This is a genomic window from Kitasatospora sp. NPDC036934 (assembly GCF_055608425.1).
Genome location: NZ_JBVJQR010000030.1, coordinates 45,288 through 60,479, shown reverse-complemented (window position 1 = coordinate 60,479; position 15,192 = coordinate 45,288). Strand labels below are relative to the sequence as shown.

11 protein-coding genes and 3 pseudogenes are annotated in these 15,192 nt (G+C 69.0%); 4 read left to right on the top strand and 10 right to left on the bottom strand.

Going from position 1 to position 15,192, the window contains the following annotated elements; all coding sequences use genetic code 11:
- Positions 1-4: 4 nt before the first annotated feature.
- The 5 genes from ACZ7BZ_RS32280 to ACZ7BZ_RS32260 all read right to left on the bottom strand — a co-directional run bounded on the left by ACZ7BZ_RS32280 (position 5) and on the right by ACZ7BZ_RS32260 (position 6,554).
- The gene (locus ACZ7BZ_RS32280) at positions 5-1,192 is read right to left on the bottom strand and encodes a sensor histidine kinase (RefSeq protein ID WP_470361441.1); all 1,188 of its coding nucleotides are present in this window, start codon (positions 1,190-1,192) and stop codon (positions 5-7) included.
- A 5-nt stretch (positions 1,193-1,197) separates the two neighbouring features.
- The gene (locus ACZ7BZ_RS32275; RefSeq protein WP_470361440.1) at positions 1,198-3,393 is read right to left on the bottom strand and encodes an MMPL family transporter; all 2,196 of its coding nucleotides are present in this window, start codon (positions 3,391-3,393) and stop codon (positions 1,198-1,200) included.
- Between the two features lie 519 nt (positions 3,394-3,912).
- Positions 3,913-4,710, bottom strand: a complete 798-nt coding sequence (locus tag ACZ7BZ_RS32270) for an alpha/beta fold hydrolase (protein ID WP_470361439.1) — start codon at positions 4,708-4,710, stop codon at positions 3,913-3,915.
- Positions 4,711-4,791: 81 nt separating this feature from the next.
- On the bottom strand, positions 4,792-5,691 hold the full coding sequence (locus ACZ7BZ_RS32265; protein WP_470361438.1) for an aldo/keto reductase: 900 nt from the start codon (positions 5,689-5,691) through the stop codon (positions 4,792-4,794).
- Positions 5,688-6,554, bottom strand: a complete 867-nt coding sequence (locus ACZ7BZ_RS32260; RefSeq protein WP_470361437.1) for a helix-turn-helix domain-containing protein — start codon at positions 6,552-6,554, stop codon at positions 5,688-5,690. The genes ACZ7BZ_RS32265 and ACZ7BZ_RS32260 overlap by 4 nt, the downstream gene beginning before the upstream one ends.
- 512 nt (positions 6,555-7,066) lie before the next feature.
- Here ACZ7BZ_RS32260 and ACZ7BZ_RS32255 point away from each other — a divergent pair.
- Positions 7,067-8,641 (top strand): serine/threonine-protein kinase, encoded by a 1,575-nt coding sequence (locus ACZ7BZ_RS32255; RefSeq protein WP_470361436.1) that lies wholly within the window; start codon positions 7,067-7,069, stop codon positions 8,639-8,641.
- A 540-nt stretch (positions 8,642-9,181) separates the two neighbouring features.
- Here the strand turns inward: ACZ7BZ_RS32255 and ACZ7BZ_RS32250 are convergent.
- The 3 genes and pseudogenes from ACZ7BZ_RS32250 to ACZ7BZ_RS32240 all read right to left on the bottom strand — a co-directional run.
- Positions 9,182-9,514: pseudogene (locus ACZ7BZ_RS32250) on the bottom strand (helix-turn-helix domain-containing protein); the annotation flags it as partial.
- Positions 9,515-9,629: 115 nt separating this feature from the next.
- Positions 9,630-9,935 carry a hypothetical protein gene (locus ACZ7BZ_RS32245; protein WP_470361435.1) on the bottom strand — a complete coding sequence of 102 codons (306 nt, stop codon included), beginning with the start codon at positions 9,933-9,935 and terminating at the stop codon, positions 9,630-9,632.
- Positions 9,936-9,982: 47 nt separating this feature from the next.
- The gene (locus tag ACZ7BZ_RS32240; RefSeq protein WP_470361434.1) at positions 9,983-10,822 is read right to left on the bottom strand and encodes a ribosome-inactivating family protein; all 840 of its coding nucleotides are present in this window, start codon (positions 10,820-10,822) and stop codon (positions 9,983-9,985) included.
- A gap of 628 nt (positions 10,823-11,450) precedes the next feature.
- Here ACZ7BZ_RS32240 and ACZ7BZ_RS32235 point away from each other — a divergent pair.
- Positions 11,451-11,663, top strand: coding sequence for a hypothetical protein (locus ACZ7BZ_RS32235; RefSeq protein WP_470361433.1), 213 nt, complete (start codon positions 11,451-11,453; stop codon positions 11,661-11,663).
- A 283-nt stretch (positions 11,664-11,946) separates the two neighbouring features.
- Here the strand turns inward: ACZ7BZ_RS32235 and ACZ7BZ_RS32230 are convergent, their stop codons facing one another.
- Both ACZ7BZ_RS32230 and ACZ7BZ_RS32225 read right to left on the bottom strand, forming a co-directional pair.
- Entirely contained in the window at positions 11,947-12,228 is a 282-nt protein-coding gene (locus ACZ7BZ_RS32230; RefSeq protein ID WP_470361432.1) for a transposase, read from the bottom strand.
- A 109-nt stretch (positions 12,229-12,337) separates the two neighbouring features.
- A pseudogene (locus ACZ7BZ_RS32225) lies at positions 12,338-13,472 on the bottom strand (IS630 family transposase).
- An 83-nt stretch (positions 13,473-13,555) separates the two neighbouring features.
- On the opposite strand from ACZ7BZ_RS32225, the gene ACZ7BZ_RS32220 reads away from it, so the two are divergent.
- Together ACZ7BZ_RS32220 and ACZ7BZ_RS32215 are read left to right on the top strand one after the other, a co-directional pair.
- A complete protein-coding gene (locus tag ACZ7BZ_RS32220) occupies positions 13,556-14,086 on the top strand; it encodes an SMI1/KNR4 family protein (protein ID WP_470361431.1) in 531 nt (176 codons plus the stop codon).
- A gap of 257 nt (positions 14,087-14,343) precedes the next feature.
- Positions 14,344-15,186 (top strand): annotated as a pseudogene (locus tag ACZ7BZ_RS32215) (IS5 family transposase).
- Positions 15,187-15,192 lie beyond the last annotated feature (6 nt).

Genomic DNA, 15,192 nt, shown 5'->3' with positions numbered 1-15,192 from the left:
GTCGTCACACCTGACTGTTGATAGGTAGCGCGGCGAGGATGCGGGTGCCGTCGCCGACAGAGCTGGTGACGGTGAGTTCGCCGCCGAGTTCGGCGAGGCGGTTGCGCATGCCGTTGAGCCCGAAGCCGTGGGCGTGCTCCACCACGAAGCCCCTGCCGTCGTCGGTTATTTCCAGTTCGACGCTGTACGGGGACGGCGTGAGCACGATCTCCACCGTGGAGGCGGCCGCGTGCTTGCGGACGTTGGCCAGGGACTCCTGGGTGCAGCGCAGCAGCGCGATCCGGGTCGGCTGGTCGCACTCGACGTCCGGCAGGTCCGCGGTGACGGTGAGCCCGGTGTCCTCGGCGAACCGCTCCAGGGTCCGGTGCAGTGTCCCCGCGATCGAGCCGAGCGCGGGACCGCTCTGCGGGGCGGAGCCGACGAGCGCTCGCGCCTCGGCGAAGTTCTCGCGTGCGGTGTTCTCGATCGAGAGCAGTTGCCGGGCGCTCCTGCCGGGGTCGGTGTCGAGGCCGGCGCGGGCCGCCTCCGCCAGCACGATGATGGAGGCGAAGCCCTGGGCGAGGGTGTCGTGGATCTCCCGCGCGAGCCGCTCGCGCTCCTCCGTGGCGCCCTGGAGCCGGTGCGCCTCCGCCAGGCGCTGTTGGGCGCTCGCCAGTTCGGCGGCGAGGCGGCGGGCGCGATCGTCGCTCTGCTCGACGATCCGGACCACCCCGAGTCCGAGCAGCACTCCCGCCGTGTAGCCGATCAGGGTGAAGACGATGTTGCCGGTGGAGAAGTCCTCCGCGTGCCAGCTCTGGTGCCGGACGATGCCGACGACGGTGGCCGCGGCGGCGGCGCCGCTGTAGGCGATCGAGTGCCGCGGGCTCCTGGCGAAGAGCCAGAACTGCGGGAGCGACACGATGAACAGTGCGGCGCCGTCGCCGCGCAGGAGGGACAGCGCGCCCAGAGCGAAGGCGAGTACGCCCAGGTAGGCGTGGGGCCGCAGCACGCGATTGCGGGGGAAGGCCGCCACGGTCGCGTAGCCGAGGGCGATCAGTGCCAGCAGCGCCAACGACCAGTACCTCGTCGCCCCGCCGTGGTTCAGCTCGGAGATGACCGGGGGACACACGCCCAGGAGCACCCAGGAGACTGCGTACCACCGGCGGAGGATCCGTATGCGGAACCGGTCGCCCGGCTGCGGCCGTTGAATCATGATCGTCAGCCTACGTCCTGCGGCACGCCGGGACGGGGGACGGCGGCGTGCGCCCGTCGCGCCGGACGGCCCGGGCGCAGCGGCCACCACGCCCGCTCGCCGAGGAGCAGCAGGAGTGAGGGCAGGACCATGAGCCGGATGACGACGGCGTCCAGGAGGACGGCCACCGCCAGGCAGAAGCCCATCTGCTTCATCTCGGTGAGGTGCAGGGCGACGAAGGCACCGAACACCGTCACCATCACGATGGCCGCGCTGGTCACCACCTTGGCCGACCGGCTGATGCCGTCCAGTACCGCCTCGCGGGCCGACATCCCGTTCCGCATGGCCTCTTGGATCCGGCTGACCACGAAGACCTGGTAGTCCATCGACAGGCCGAAGAGGATCACGAAGAGGAACAGCGGTACCCGGGACGCGATGGCACCGAGGGAGTGGAAGGCCAGGAGGTCCTGGGCCCACGTGCCCTGGAAGAACACGACCAGCAGGCCGAGCGAGGCCCCGGCGGACAGCAGGTTGAGGGCGACGCCGATCAGGCCGATGACGACGGAGCGGAACGCCCACACGGTCATCACGAAGGTCGCCAGCAGCAGGAACCCGATGACCAGCGGCAGTTTGCCGTTCTCGTGGTCCACGTAGTCGCGGCCTCGGGCCACGTCACCGCTCACCCCCGCCTCCACACCGGACAGCCTGCCGACCGTGGCGGGCAGATAGTCCCTGCGGATGTGCTCAAGTGACTCGATCGCCTCGATCGAGGGTGCGGGGAACGGGACAGCCAGCTCCAGCACGCTGACCCGGCCGTCGGCCGACGTACGCACTGTCGGCCCGGCGTCCCTGGCGAACAGCGGATCGGCCTGCGCCCGTCGGCCGAGATCCGCCAGGGCGTGCTGCACCTCGGCCGCTCGGTCCGGTGTGGAACGGGCGACGACCACGTGCTTCACCACGAGTTCCGGGAAGGCCACGTTCAACCGGTCGTAGACCTGCATGGCCGGGATGTCTCGGGAGAAGGTGTCCTTGCCCGGGTCGACGAGCTCGAGGCCGAGCGCGGGTACCGCCAGGGCGAGCATGAACAGCACCGATACGCCCAGCGTGAGGGCGGGGTGGCGTCGCGCGGGCCTCAGCAGGGCGCCGAACACCCGGCCCGTCTCGGCCGCCGCCCGCTTCGTACGGACCGGCTTGCCGCGGGCCGCACGGAGCTCGGTCCGGTGTCCGATCTTCACCAGGAGCGCGGGAAGCGCGGTCAGGGAGCTGACCACGGCAACCGCCACGACCAGGATCGTGCCCGTCGCGAGCGAGGAGAAGATGACGTCCGTGGCCAGATACAGGGTCGCGGTGGAGACGATCACGGCGAGACCGGAGACCACGATGGCCCGGCCTGCGGTCGCCGCCGCCAGCTCCACCACGGCCTCGGAACTGAGCCGCCCCCCGGCGCGGGCCCGTTCCTCGCGTTCGCGCTTGAGGTAGAAGAGCGTGTAGTCGACGCCCACTGCCAGGCCGATGAGGAGGATCATGTTGGTCCCGACCCCGGGGTCGGGCAGCAGATGGGACGCGACCATCGACAGTCCCAGGGCGGCGGTGATCGAGGAGAGCGCGAGCAGCAGCGGCACGCCAGCCATGACCACCGATCCGAAGACGATCAGCAGTGTGATGAGCGTGACCGGCAGGGTGATGCGCTCGGACAGTGCGAGGTCCTTCCCGCGCTGGTCGTTGACGCCCTTGCTGATGGACGGGGAGCCGGTCTCCTCCACGACGAGGTTCGGGTGGCCGTCCTGGACCTTCGCCGTTTGTACGAGGAGCGGGCCGACGTTCTTCTTGCCGTCCAGCTCGGGGCCGTTGAGGACCACCGGAACCCTGACGACCTGGCCGTCCTTGGAGCTGACCGGAGCTGCCACGCTCTGCACCTCGGGAAGCTTGCGCATCCGCTCGGTGAGGTCCTGCGCGACCGAAGCGGCGGCGGCGGTGTCCAGCGGTCCGGACCTGGCGTGGATGATGACCTGCTCGGTCGGCTGCTGCTGCATGCCGGCCGAGCCGGCGATTGCCTCGGCCCGCCCCGCCTCACCGACCCGGTAGTCCTCAGTGGTGGCCTCGTGGGAGCCGACCGCGATACCGATGCCGAGGCAGAGGACGACGAACGCGAACCAGCCGGCGATCGCACGCCACGCGTGCCGGGCGCTCCATCGGGCTATGCGCACAGGGAGTTGACTCATACCCGAGATCCTGGTCTGCCAAGGGCAGAACCCGACACGCCCAGCCGGTTGAACCTGAGGTCCACCAGTCAGTGGACGGCAGGGGGAGGCGTCGCCGCCGTTGATGCCCTTCGGATGCTCCGCGACGGGGAGCCTCACGCTGAAGAAGACCCGGACAACGGCCGAGCGTCTTGCGCGCGAGCCTCCTTGCACGACACGTGTGGGGATCAGTTGGTTGTCCGCCTGCGCGAGAAGACCCTGTGGCGGATGCTCTACGAGACGTGTGCCCGCTCCGAGGAGATCCTGGATATCAGCCCGCCGTAGGGGCTGACCCAGCTACCGGCGGTGGGCTCGCACTGGGCGTCGGCGGCCACCGCCTGTCCGTCCCGCTTGAGCACCGTCTCGCGCGAGTCGCCGTTCTGCCCCTGCGAGGCCCAGTACGGGAACCGGTCCCGGCTGCAGACGGGTGGACAGATCAGGTTCGGCCCTACGGGCGTCCGGTCGGAGCGGGTGGGTCTCGTCGACGGCCGGCGGCGGGTCCTACCGGTGCGCGGGCGGCGAGGGCTGCGGGAGACGGCGGACGAATTCCAGCAGTAGGGCGCAGAACGCGGCGGGCTGTTCCAGTGGCGCGAGATGTCCGGCTCCGGGGATGACGGTGGTCCGACCCGCATCGAGGTCGCGGGCCAGGTTCTCGGCGCCCTGGTGGAAGTCGGGCATGTCGTGCTCGCCGACGCCGATCAGTGCGGGCACGCCCCTGAGTGTGCTCAGCGCCGCCGGGCCGGTGCCGAGGGGGTCCGGCGCCTGCGGCGGTTCGCCGTGGGTGAGCTGGTCGGTCAGCTGGCGGTGGAGCATGCGGGCGGCGTGGGCGAGTACCTCCTCGGTGGCCCCGGCCGAGGTCCACGCCTTGACGCCGGCCGTCACCGCGGCGTCCAGGTCGTCGGCGGCCAGCGCCGTCCGTTCGGCCTCCCAGGCGGCGTCCAGACGTGGGGAGGCGGGCTGGTCGTGGGGCCGGTACCCGACCAGTACCAGGCCCTCCACCCGCTCGGGTGCCGTGACGGCGGCCTGGAGCGCCACCAGGGCGCCCAGTGAGTTCCCGGCGAGGACGAAGCGGTCGGCCCCCAGGTGGTCGAGCGTGTCGAGCACGTCCGACCAGGCGGCCACCGTGCGGCGGTCGGGCACGATCGCGTCGCCGTGGCCGGGCAGGTCGAGGGCGATGGCCCGCACGCCCGCCTCGGCGAGCAGCGGGAGGTGGGCGTCCCACATGGTGCGGTCGGTGGGCCGGGCGTGCAGCAGGACGACGGGCCGTCCCCGGCCTGCCTCGGTGGAGGGAAGCAGCATCGCTTGAGTGCCTTCTTCGGTGAGCGGGTGGGAAGGGCCGGCCGGCGTGGAGATCAGCGGCAGGTCCCGCGGGGGTACGGATCAAGCGGCGTCGGTGAGTTCGCCCAGTTCCGTGTCGGTCAGGCGCAGCGTCGCCGCGGCCAGGTTCTCCTCCAGGTGCGCGACCTTGGAGGTGCCGGGGATGGGCAGCACGACCTCGGAGCGGGCGAGCAGCCAGGCCAGCGCCACCTGGGACGGCCGGGCACCGTGGGTGGTCGCGATCCGGTCGACCGGCCCGCCGGGGCGGGCGAGCTCGCCCGCGGCCACCGGCGCCCAGGGGATGAAGCCGATGCCGTGGCGGGTGCAGTAGTCCAGGACGTCGGCAGAGGTGCGGTCGGTCAGGTTGTAGCGGTTCTGGACGGTGGCGATTTCCGTGATCGTGCGCGCGTGCTCGACCTGGTCGACGGTGACCTGGGACAGGCCGATCGCGACGATCTTGCCCTCGTCCTGGAGCTGTTTCAGCGCACCGACCTGGTCCTCCAGCGGGACCTCGGGATCGACGCGGTGCAACTGGAACAGGTCGATGTGATCCAGGCCCAGTCGGCGAAGGCTCATCAGGGCCTGCTGGCGCAGGTACTCCGGGCGCCCGACCGGCGGCCACGCCTGGGGGCCCAGGCGCACCAGCCCGTCGCGGGTCCTGATCGTGTCCGGGCCGTTGCGGGTCAGCCCGGCTTTCGTCGTGACCAGCACTTCCTCGGGGTAGGGGTGGATCGCCTCCCGGATGATCTCCTCACTGACGTGCGGGCCGTAGGAGTCCGCCGTGTCGATCAGCTGCACGCCGAGTTCGACGGCCCGGCGCACCACGCGGATGCACTCGTCGCGGTCGTCGGGCTCGCCCCACACGCCGAGCCCGGCCAGGCGCATGGCGCCGAAGCCGAGACGGTTGACGTCCTTGCCGGCGATCTTGAAGGTGCCGGCGGTGCCGGACGGGGCAGCGGTCATGACCGGTTGTCCTCCTCCTCTGCGAGAGTGCCGCAAACGGTGGGAGCTGAGCCCTGCTCGGCCAGTCGGCGGAGCTGGACCAGGGCCGCGGCGCTGGCGCTACCGGGTTCCGCGCTGTAGACGGACAGGTGCTGGCCCGCAGCGCTGGTGACGGCCAGCGCCTCGAAATGCAGCCGGATCTCGCCCACCAGGGGGTGCCGGAAGTGCTTGTCCTCATGTGTGCGGGGACGGACCTCGTAACGTGCCCACAAGCCGACGAAGGCGGGGCTGCACACGCCGAGCTCGCCGACGATCCGCTCGATCCGCTCGTCCTGGGGGAACTGCGAGGAGGACGCCCGCAGGTTGCCGACCGCGGTGTGCGCCGCCTTGTCCCAGTCGACATAGAACTCCCGCGCGAACGGGTCGAGGAAGATCATTCGCAGCAGGTTGTCGTACCGGGCGAACCCGCGGTACAGCTCGCGCGCCATCCGGTTGGCGGCCAGGACGTCCTGCGCCGCGCCGACCACGAAGGCCGGCACGTCACGCATGCCGTCCATCAGCCGCGACAGCTCTGGGGCGACAGCAGGTGCCGCGGCCGCCGTGGCGAAGACCGGCAGGCCGAGCCGGAACAGGTGATCCGCTGCGGTGCCGTCCAGCCGCAGTGCCGCAGCGATCGCCCGGAGCACCTGCTCGGACGGGTTCCGCTCACGACCCTGCTCCAGACGGATGTAGTAGTCCGTGCTCACCCCGGCCAGCAGTGCCACCTCGTCCCGCCGCAGTCCCGGCACCCGCCGGTCCCCGCCGTCGAGCAGCCCGACGTCCCGCGGCGTGATCACCGCGCGGCGAGCACGCAGGTACGCACCGAGCTCGTTGTTGCTTTCCATGCCCGCCACGCTAGATCCACACCATGGGTCGGGGCGTGGGTGCGGTGCACCCACCCGAGGGGGCGGCTACCCGGCATCCCCGTGGAAGCCCCCGATGGGAGCCGCCCGCCGGACGGGGGCTCAACCGTCGGGACTACCACGGCCAGAGCAGCGACCCGCAGCTGCCGAGCGGGCGCGGCCAGGGGTGTGCAGCAGCCGCGGACTTGAGTGCCCGTACTCAGGACGGCACATGGGATGAGCGTGAGGATGACCGGATGCTTCAGTTGGTGGTCGACGTTCTCGTGGCCGTGGTGCTGACCACTGTGGAAGTCGTGGCACTGGTCCTCGCCTCTTTCGCCATCGGAATCACGGCGTGGGCGGATGACAACTCTGGCCGCGGGGTCACACCCAGCCTCAAGCGGATCGCCCGTGCCGTGGCAGTGGTGTCGTTGGTCCTGCCGGAGAGGGCCGCCCCGTCGCCTGGAGTCTGCCGGGAATTGGCCGGGCGCGCGGGCTGCGACAAGATGTGCGGCATGACCGATTCAGGGGGAACGGCGGACGATTCCGCCACGAGGGGATTGCTCATCAGCGGCCGCTACCGGCTGCACGAACGCCTCGGGCGTGGCGGTATGGGCACGGTGTGGCGGGCCACCGACGAAAGGCTGCGCCGCCAGGTGGCACTCAAGGAACCCGTGCTCCCCGACGGCGTCGATGAGCGGGAACGCGACGAGCGCTTCCGGCGGATGGAACGCGAGGCGCAGGCCGCAGCCGCCCTGCGGCACCCGAACATCGTCCGGGTGCACGACATCGAGACCGTCGATGGCCGGCCCTGGCTGGTAATGGAACTGATCGAGGGCGAGAGTCTGGAGGCGGTCCTGGCCGCCGGCACGCTCAGCGTCCGCGAGGCGGCCGGGATCGGCCGCGAGATCGCCGCCGCGCTGGCCGCGGTCCACACGGCCGGCGTGGTGCACCGGGACATCAAGCCGGCCAACATCATGCGTACCCGCACGGGCGAGACGATCCTCACCGACTTCGGGATCGCCCAGATCGACGGCGGCACCGACCTGACCCGGACGGGCGTCGTGGTCGGCTCCGTCCCCTACCTCTCCCCCGAACGCGCCGCCGGCCAGCGTCCCGGGCCGCCCGCCGACCTGTGGGCCCTCGGCGTGCTCCTGTACGAGGCGGTCGAAGGCGTCCACCCCTACCGCAGGCAGCACCCGCAGAGCACCCTCGCCGCGATCCTCACCGACCCCGTGCCCGAACCACGCCGCGCAGGTGTGCTGACCGTGCCGATCATGTCGCTGCTGGAGCGCGACCCCGCCCGCCGGCCGACCGCCGCGCAGGCCCAGCTCCAGCTCGCGGCGGCGGCGACAGCGACCACTCCGCCCGTGCCGACCGCGCTCGACACGCCTGCCCCGACGGCCGTTCTCCCGGCCGCGCTGACCTTGCGGCTGCGCGCCGCCACCGTGGCCGTCGGCGGCACGAAACGGCGCACGGCGACCACTACCCTCGTGGGTCTGGCCGTCATCGCCGCAGCCACCACCTGGGCACTGTGGCCCGCCGGCACGCCGAGCCCCTCGAACGTCCCCGTCGGCTACAAGGCGCAACAGGTGGAGTCGCTGGGCTTCGCCGTCGCGGTACCCCAGGACTACACGGCATCCATCGGCAGCGACGACGCCGCCTGGGCCAGCCCCGACGGACGCATCCAGATCGACCTGCGCGACGAGGGCAAGAGCACCCAGGACCCCCGGGCGTACGCACAGAAGCGGCTCGACACCGTGAAGACCAGCCAGGGCAAGCCGCCGAGCTGCAACGACATCCCGGACCCCTTCTTCATCACACCCATCCACGCCCCCCAGTCGATGCTCCACCACGGCGGCGTCAACGCCTCGGTCATCGAATACGACTACTCGACCAAGGCCGACGAGCTCTACCCCTGCATCGCCCAGAACCCCAACGACAAGGCCATCGAGCAGTACATGGTCCACGACGGCCACGTCCTCCACCTCACCGTCACCATCCGCGGCTACGACAAGGAACAGCCCGACGGCCAGAAAGCCGACTACACCGTCTACGAGAACGTCAACAACTCACTGGCGTTCAGCTGACGCGCTTCCCGACGGTACGTCCGTTTGCCCGGCTGTCCGGGGAACCGTCGGGGAGTCCACGATGCTCTCACCGTCGTCGGAGACCCCGGCCTGACCGGTGAGAGCGAAGCCGAAGGCTTCGTAGAGACGCCGGGCACGGACGTTGTCAGTGTGGGTGAACGGCTCGCACCGGTCGTAGCCCCGTTCGGGCCGTGGGAGAGCAGGGCTTCAAGGAGCTTCCCGCCCACTCCCCGCCCCCGTGCCCGGGGTGGACGGCCATGCTGATGTGGCACAGGCCTGCAATGGCGGGGAGAGTCCTTCGCTCGGGGTCGGGATCGAGTCGAGCCGACTCGACTCGGGAGGCTCGCACGTGTGCGATGTGTAGCACTACTGAAGTTGAATTCGTGATGTCGGTCTGAGGTGTGGTCAGCCATCCATGACCAGGCCGGCGGTGGCGAGGCATCCGTCGATGAGGTGAGGGCGGTACTGGAGTCTCTTCAGGCTGCGCTTGACGGCTCGGGCGAGTTGGTCGATGTCGGCGGCGGCGAGGTTGCCGATGGTGCGCTTGACCAGCGACCAGATGCCCTCTTGCGTCCATCGCTGGTCGTCCCAGCCGTGGGCAAGCGGCCCACGCTCCAACTCCCGCTCCAGCCTCATGATCTGGGCATCGGAAAGCTTTGGACGACCCGGCGAACCCTTCGAGGCGATTCCTGCCGCGCCGTCCTCGCGCCACTGCCGGCGCCAGCGCTCCACCGAACGCACGCTCACCCGCAGCGCGGCTGCGATGTCCCGACTCTTCTCACCGCCCTCGAAGCGATCCACGGCCTGCCGTCGGATCCGCTCCCGCGCGGCCCTCTCCGCGTCGGTCAAACCGCCGCCCTGTGCATACCTCACAGCACACGACTACCGGGACCAACCCTCCAACGGCAGGCGAACGCTACCGCTTCACCCATCCGAGCGACATCACGAATTCAACTTCAGTACGCAGGCATGAAAATCGCGGCCTACTCTATGCAGCGAGGTCCTGACCGATCGCCCGCAGAACGTCAGCGAACCACACCAGGTGGTATCCCAGAGCACGATCTTCATTAGCAAGCAGATCCTGCAGATGCTGCCAGGAATCAGAGAGCTGCCCGATCGTCAGGTCGCCTGGCACCTTCGCGACGTCGTACAGCTCGTCGGACGGGATCGACCAGAAGTAGTCCTTATCCAGGATGACGGCACCGCCCGCCGTGGCGCCTTCGACGTGGCGGATCAGCACGTCGAAGGACCTGCGCAGCTCATCAAGGGACACATACAAGGGATCACCAGTCATGAGCACCATCCTGATGCCTGACGACATCAAGATCTACAGCTGGAGTACTAAAGGCGGGCTTGGGAACCGTTGAGTTCGACAAATCCGAGGACCCGGCCCAGACCGACCAGGCTCGTCACCCACTGGCCCAGAATCCTGATCGACAGGGTCGGGTTGTTGCGGATGTTGTAGGCGAACTGGGAGATGCGGCCCCAGTCGTTCTCCAGCCCGGCGTAGTCGTCGGTCAGGGGCGTGTGGGTCCAGTTGCGGATGTTGCCCCGGATCCGGTCGAAAATCGGGCTGAAGCGCGACGCCTCGGAGAAGATCTGGATCGCGACCACCAGCGCGCGGCCGACGGCGTCGTTGTAGTTGTTCGGGGCCGCGTGACCGAGCTGGTACATGGCGTTGTAGATGGTCTCCGGCTCGAGTACCAGCCGGCCCCTGTCGTTGCCGCCCGGAAGACCGGTGTAGTTGCCGTTCGTCGGCAGGATGCGGGCGCTCGGGATGCCTAGCGCGGTCTGGAAGTCCTGGTACCGGTCGTTGAACGCGAAGTGCGTGTTGGTGGCCGGGGCGTAGAACCCGGCGACGTAGAGGTTGTCCGCCCACAGGTAGACCGAGGTGAGTTGGGTGTTGTTCGTGTCCAGCACCCTGACCTGGACCAGGCGGTTGTGGTCGGTCGAGGTCTGGGTGAGGCCTTCGTAGTGGGTCGCATTGCCGTAGGTGTGCAGGTGGATGGCGCTGATCAACCTGTAGTAGTTCGACTCGTGCGTGGCGCCACGCTCGGTGATGTTCGAGATGTTCCAGTCGATGACGCTGAAGTTGGTGGCGGACGCGGTAGTGCTCAGGCCCGTCACCAGACCCATGGCCGTCGCCAGTGACAGCAGCAGAAGAGCGAGTTTCCTCAGCATGTTCCCTTTTCGTTCCTGATTCAGAGGCAAATGGAATTCAGGCGCCCTCGCGCGTACCGATGGGCGTCTCGTCAGTCGCGAGGCTATGGCGCGCCGCGGTCCCCGCTTTTGCCGTCAGTGAACGTCCGCTGGCCCCGGCGTGCACACTGTAGGGGCTTTCAAAGTCCCTGTGATCATGGGAATTTGCTGGTCACGACGGTGTGATGGGTGCCAGCCGGCCCGTTGCCAGCGCAACGAGGCCCCGGTTGTCGGGGTGACCTTGCCAAACTCGCGTCACACAACACGTCTGCCGGATCAGACCCCACCACGCGGGCGAAACCCGCAGATTGATCACGACCCGATACGCACCCTATGGCCGCGCCGATCTCCTCAGGTCGGGCCACTGGACTCCGTCGGAGACACCGGCCACCGCCGCCTTCGGCCCCACCACCCGCGCGGCTCGGCACCAGGACAGCGCCCTGCGAACTCCCCCGACCCGGATGGCCCGGTACTGCCGCGGGATGCCGCCCGCGCCGGCCGCCATGTCATGGCACGGCATCGGCCTGTGGACACAGGCTGTCCTCGGTCACCTGTCCGAACCGGATTCCCGAGCTGGCAACCACGTCTACTGGAAAGGACGCAGGAGCTGGTGGACGCCGGCGCAGAGATCGACGTGGTGAACGTCGCCGCCGAAGTCAGGGCTATCGGTGATGAGACGTCGACAGCGTGGGCCGGTTCGGTGCTACGGCTCGGAGCGCAGCCGGCCCGGGTCGATGGCGGCGATCGTGAGGGCCATGTCCTTGACGGGACCTGGTCGGCCTTCTCCGGGATGGTGCACCCGATCCTGCGTCTGCACAGGTAGGAGCGGTTGGCGCGGGAGCCGTAGGCTTTGTCGGCGCGGACCTTGTCCGGTTTGGTGCGCGGCCGCCCCGGCCCGGTGCGGGGAACACGGGTGCGTTCGAGGACGGGCTGGAACTGCGGCTGTCGTGCCGGTGCCCGGCAGTGACCAGCAGTGCCGGCGGCTTCTGCCCCTGCTCGGTCGCGAGGTGGATCTTCGCGGTCAGGCCGCCGCGGGAGCGTCCGAGGCCGTGGTCGTCGGGCTCGATGTCGATCCCGCCGGGCGGCTCGCGTTGCAGATCCCTTTTTTACGCGCGCCGACGGCGTGCTGGTGGGCGCGGCACACGGTCGAGTGCACGCTTACGTCCCGGGCGATCAGACCCTGCGCGTCGGCCTGGACCCGCAGTTGCTCCAGGATCCGCTTCCAGGTGCCGTCGCGCTGCCAGCGGCGGAACAGGTCGTACCCGGTCCCTCGGACCGTACCGCTCGGGGACGTCCCGCCACGGGGTGCCCGCGCGGGTCCGCCACCGTATCCCGTCGATCAACTGCCGACGTGTCCACGTCCGCGGCCTGCCCGCCTTCTTCCCCACCGGCAGCAACGGCCAGCCGCGCCCACTGCCGGCCCGTCAGATCCCCTCGCGCCCACACCATGATCATCGCAACTCGAGATCCATTTTCGCAACAGACCCTAATGCCGCGTCAGGCAATGTTTGCCCTGGTGACGACTTCGCGTAGGCGTTCGTCGGCGGCGTGCTTGTTTCGCCAGATGATGTAGCGGCGGATCATGCTGCCCTGGGCCTTGTGGCTGGGGTGGTCGGTGCCGTCGAGGGTGAAGTAGCGCAGGGCGGTGAATTGGGCCTCGATCCAGTTGCGCCAGGAGCTGTTGGTCGGGGTGCAGGCGATCTCCACGTTGTTCGCCTCGGCCCAGGTTCCGACCCGCCGGCACCGCTTGGTGGTCAGGTGGGGTGAGTAGTTGTCGGCCACGATCGCGATGCGCACGTCCAGCGGGTGCAGCGAGAGAGAGATAGCGGCAGAACTCCAGGAACTTGGAGCGGTTCTTGGTCTTCTTGATGTGGCCGCAGAGCTGGTCCTTGGCGAGGTCGTAGGCGGCGAACAGGTGCCGGACGCCGTGCGGGCGGGTGTAGGTCGCCCGCCTGCGCGGGCGAGGTTCGCGGTCGGGGTCCTTGTGCCGGCCGCCGCGTTCGGCCCACTGCCTGCCGGGGTGGGGCTGGAGGTTGAGGGGGCCGAACTCGTCCATGCAGAAGATGACTTCGGGCTCGCCTTTCTCGGGTATGACCTCGCCGTCGGCGATCGCGTAGAGATGTTCGACCCTCGCCTTCCTGGCGGCGTAGTCGGGGTCGCGGGAGGTCTTCCAGGTCTTCACACGTTGAAAGGAGACGCCTTCCTCGCGGAGCAGGATTCGCAGGCCCTCGTGGCTGATGTCGTCGACCACCCCCTCGGCGACCAGGAAGTCGGCCAGCTTGGCCAGGCTCCAGGTCGAGAACGGCAGGCCGTGCTCGACCGGCTTGGACTTGGCGATTTTCTTGATCTCCCGGCGCTCGGGCAGTGTGAACGTCCTTGGCCGTCCGCCCTTGTACTTCGGGTAGAGCGAATCGAAGCCGTCCGCGTTGAAGTTGTGGATCACGTCGCGGACCCGGTCCGCACTGGTGAACGTCACTTCGGCGATCCTCGCCACGGGCATGCGCTGGGCGGACAGCAGCACCATCTGGGCCCAGCGCCAGGTCACCACCGACCCGGTGCCCCTGCGCACGATCCGCAGCAGCCGTCTGCCCTCGTCGTCATCGATCCCACGGACCTGCACACGTTCAGCCACGTGATCATTCTGACGGCCCTTTTCCGGGCTAAGAAGTGATCTTGTAGCTGAGGTCCGTGCGGCCGAGCCGTAGGCTGCGCTTCGTGAACCGATTCGATGAGGTCGTGGCGACGTTCTGGAACAGCGGCGACTTCGGCGTCCAAGAGCCCCTGACGGACGAGATGGTGCAGGAGGCCGAGCGTGAGCTCGGTGTGACACTGCCGCTGGCGCTGCTTCACCTCCTTCGGGTTCAGAACGGCGGCGTCGTGGCGGATGATCACGACGCGTTTCCCACCAATCAGCCGACCTCGTGGAGCGAAGACCATGTGCCCTTCGACCACCTGATGGGCATCGGGCGCGACGAGGGGGCTACCTCGCTGCTCGACACTCCGTACCTGGTTGAGGAGTGGGGCCTGCCGACGCCGCTCGTGCTGCTCTCTGGCGATGGACATTGCTGGATTGGGCTCGATTACCGCGTGTGCGGACGGGATGGCGAGCCGTCGGTCACCTGGTTCGAGACCGACCTCAATGCAGAGTTTGTCCTGGCCGACGACTTCCGTTCGTTCGTCGAAGGCCTCACTCCCAGCAGCTCCTATGAGGACGGTTCGGCCAGGAATCCGGAATCGGCTGGGTGATCGCAGTGCCTTCGGAGCCGAGGACGTGATCACGAGCTGGCTGGCCCGAGCACGCGGGGCAGGTGGACGTGGAGGTGCTCGACCTCGACCTGGTGGCCACGGTCGCGAACTTCGCGGGCGAGGATTTCGATGAGTCCGGATGCCCTTTTCCGGACTAAGAACTCGCGCGGATAGGCGACGGGTAGCTCCCGGCAGCAGGAGGCACAGGTCTCGGATGATCACGGAGTTGCGACGCTCTGTGATCACTGGGGAGACCTGTGCCTGTCCTGCCATCATGGCTCACCGATCCGCTCTGGGACCAATTCTCGGCGCTGCTGCCCGAGCGGTCGGTCTTCCATCCGGACCACCCGCTGGGCTGTCACCGCAGACGGATCGGCGACCGGATCGTGTTCGACAAGCTCGTCCAGCTCCTGCGGTTCGGCTGCTCCTACGAGGCGATCGCCGACACCACCTGCTCGGCCACGACGATCCGCAACCGCCGTGACGAGTGAATACGCCTCGGCGTATTCGCCCAGTTCAAACAGCTCGCACTTGACGCCTACGACCGGATCGTCGGCCTCGCCCTGGAGCAGATCGCGGTGGACGGTGCGATCACCAAGGCGCCCGGCGGAGGCGAAGCGGCCGGACGCTCACCCGTCGACCGGGGCAAGCAGGGCATGAAACGCTCCGGGATGACCGACGGCTACGGCATCCCGCTCGGACGCGTCCTGGCCGGCGCGAACCGCCACGACTTCCCGCTCCTGGCCCCAACTCTCGACCTCCTGAGCGAACTTGGCCCGCTGCCGGACGACATCACCGTGCATCTGGACGCCGGATACGACTCCGCCGGCACTCGCAGCGAACTGAACGGTCGAGGGCTGCACGGGCAGATCGCCCACAAGGGCGAGAAGGCGGCGATCCAGGCGAGTCGGCGGTGGCACGTCGAACGCACCCACGCCTGGCAGAACGCCTTCCACCGCCTCGCCCGCTGCTACGAACGCCGCACCACCGTCATCAACGCGTTCTTCGACCTCGCCGACACCATCATCACCGTCCGCAGCCTGATCCGCCGGGCCTGGACCACCCACCGCTGGGACACACGCCCCCGGCGCCGACCATGAGCGACC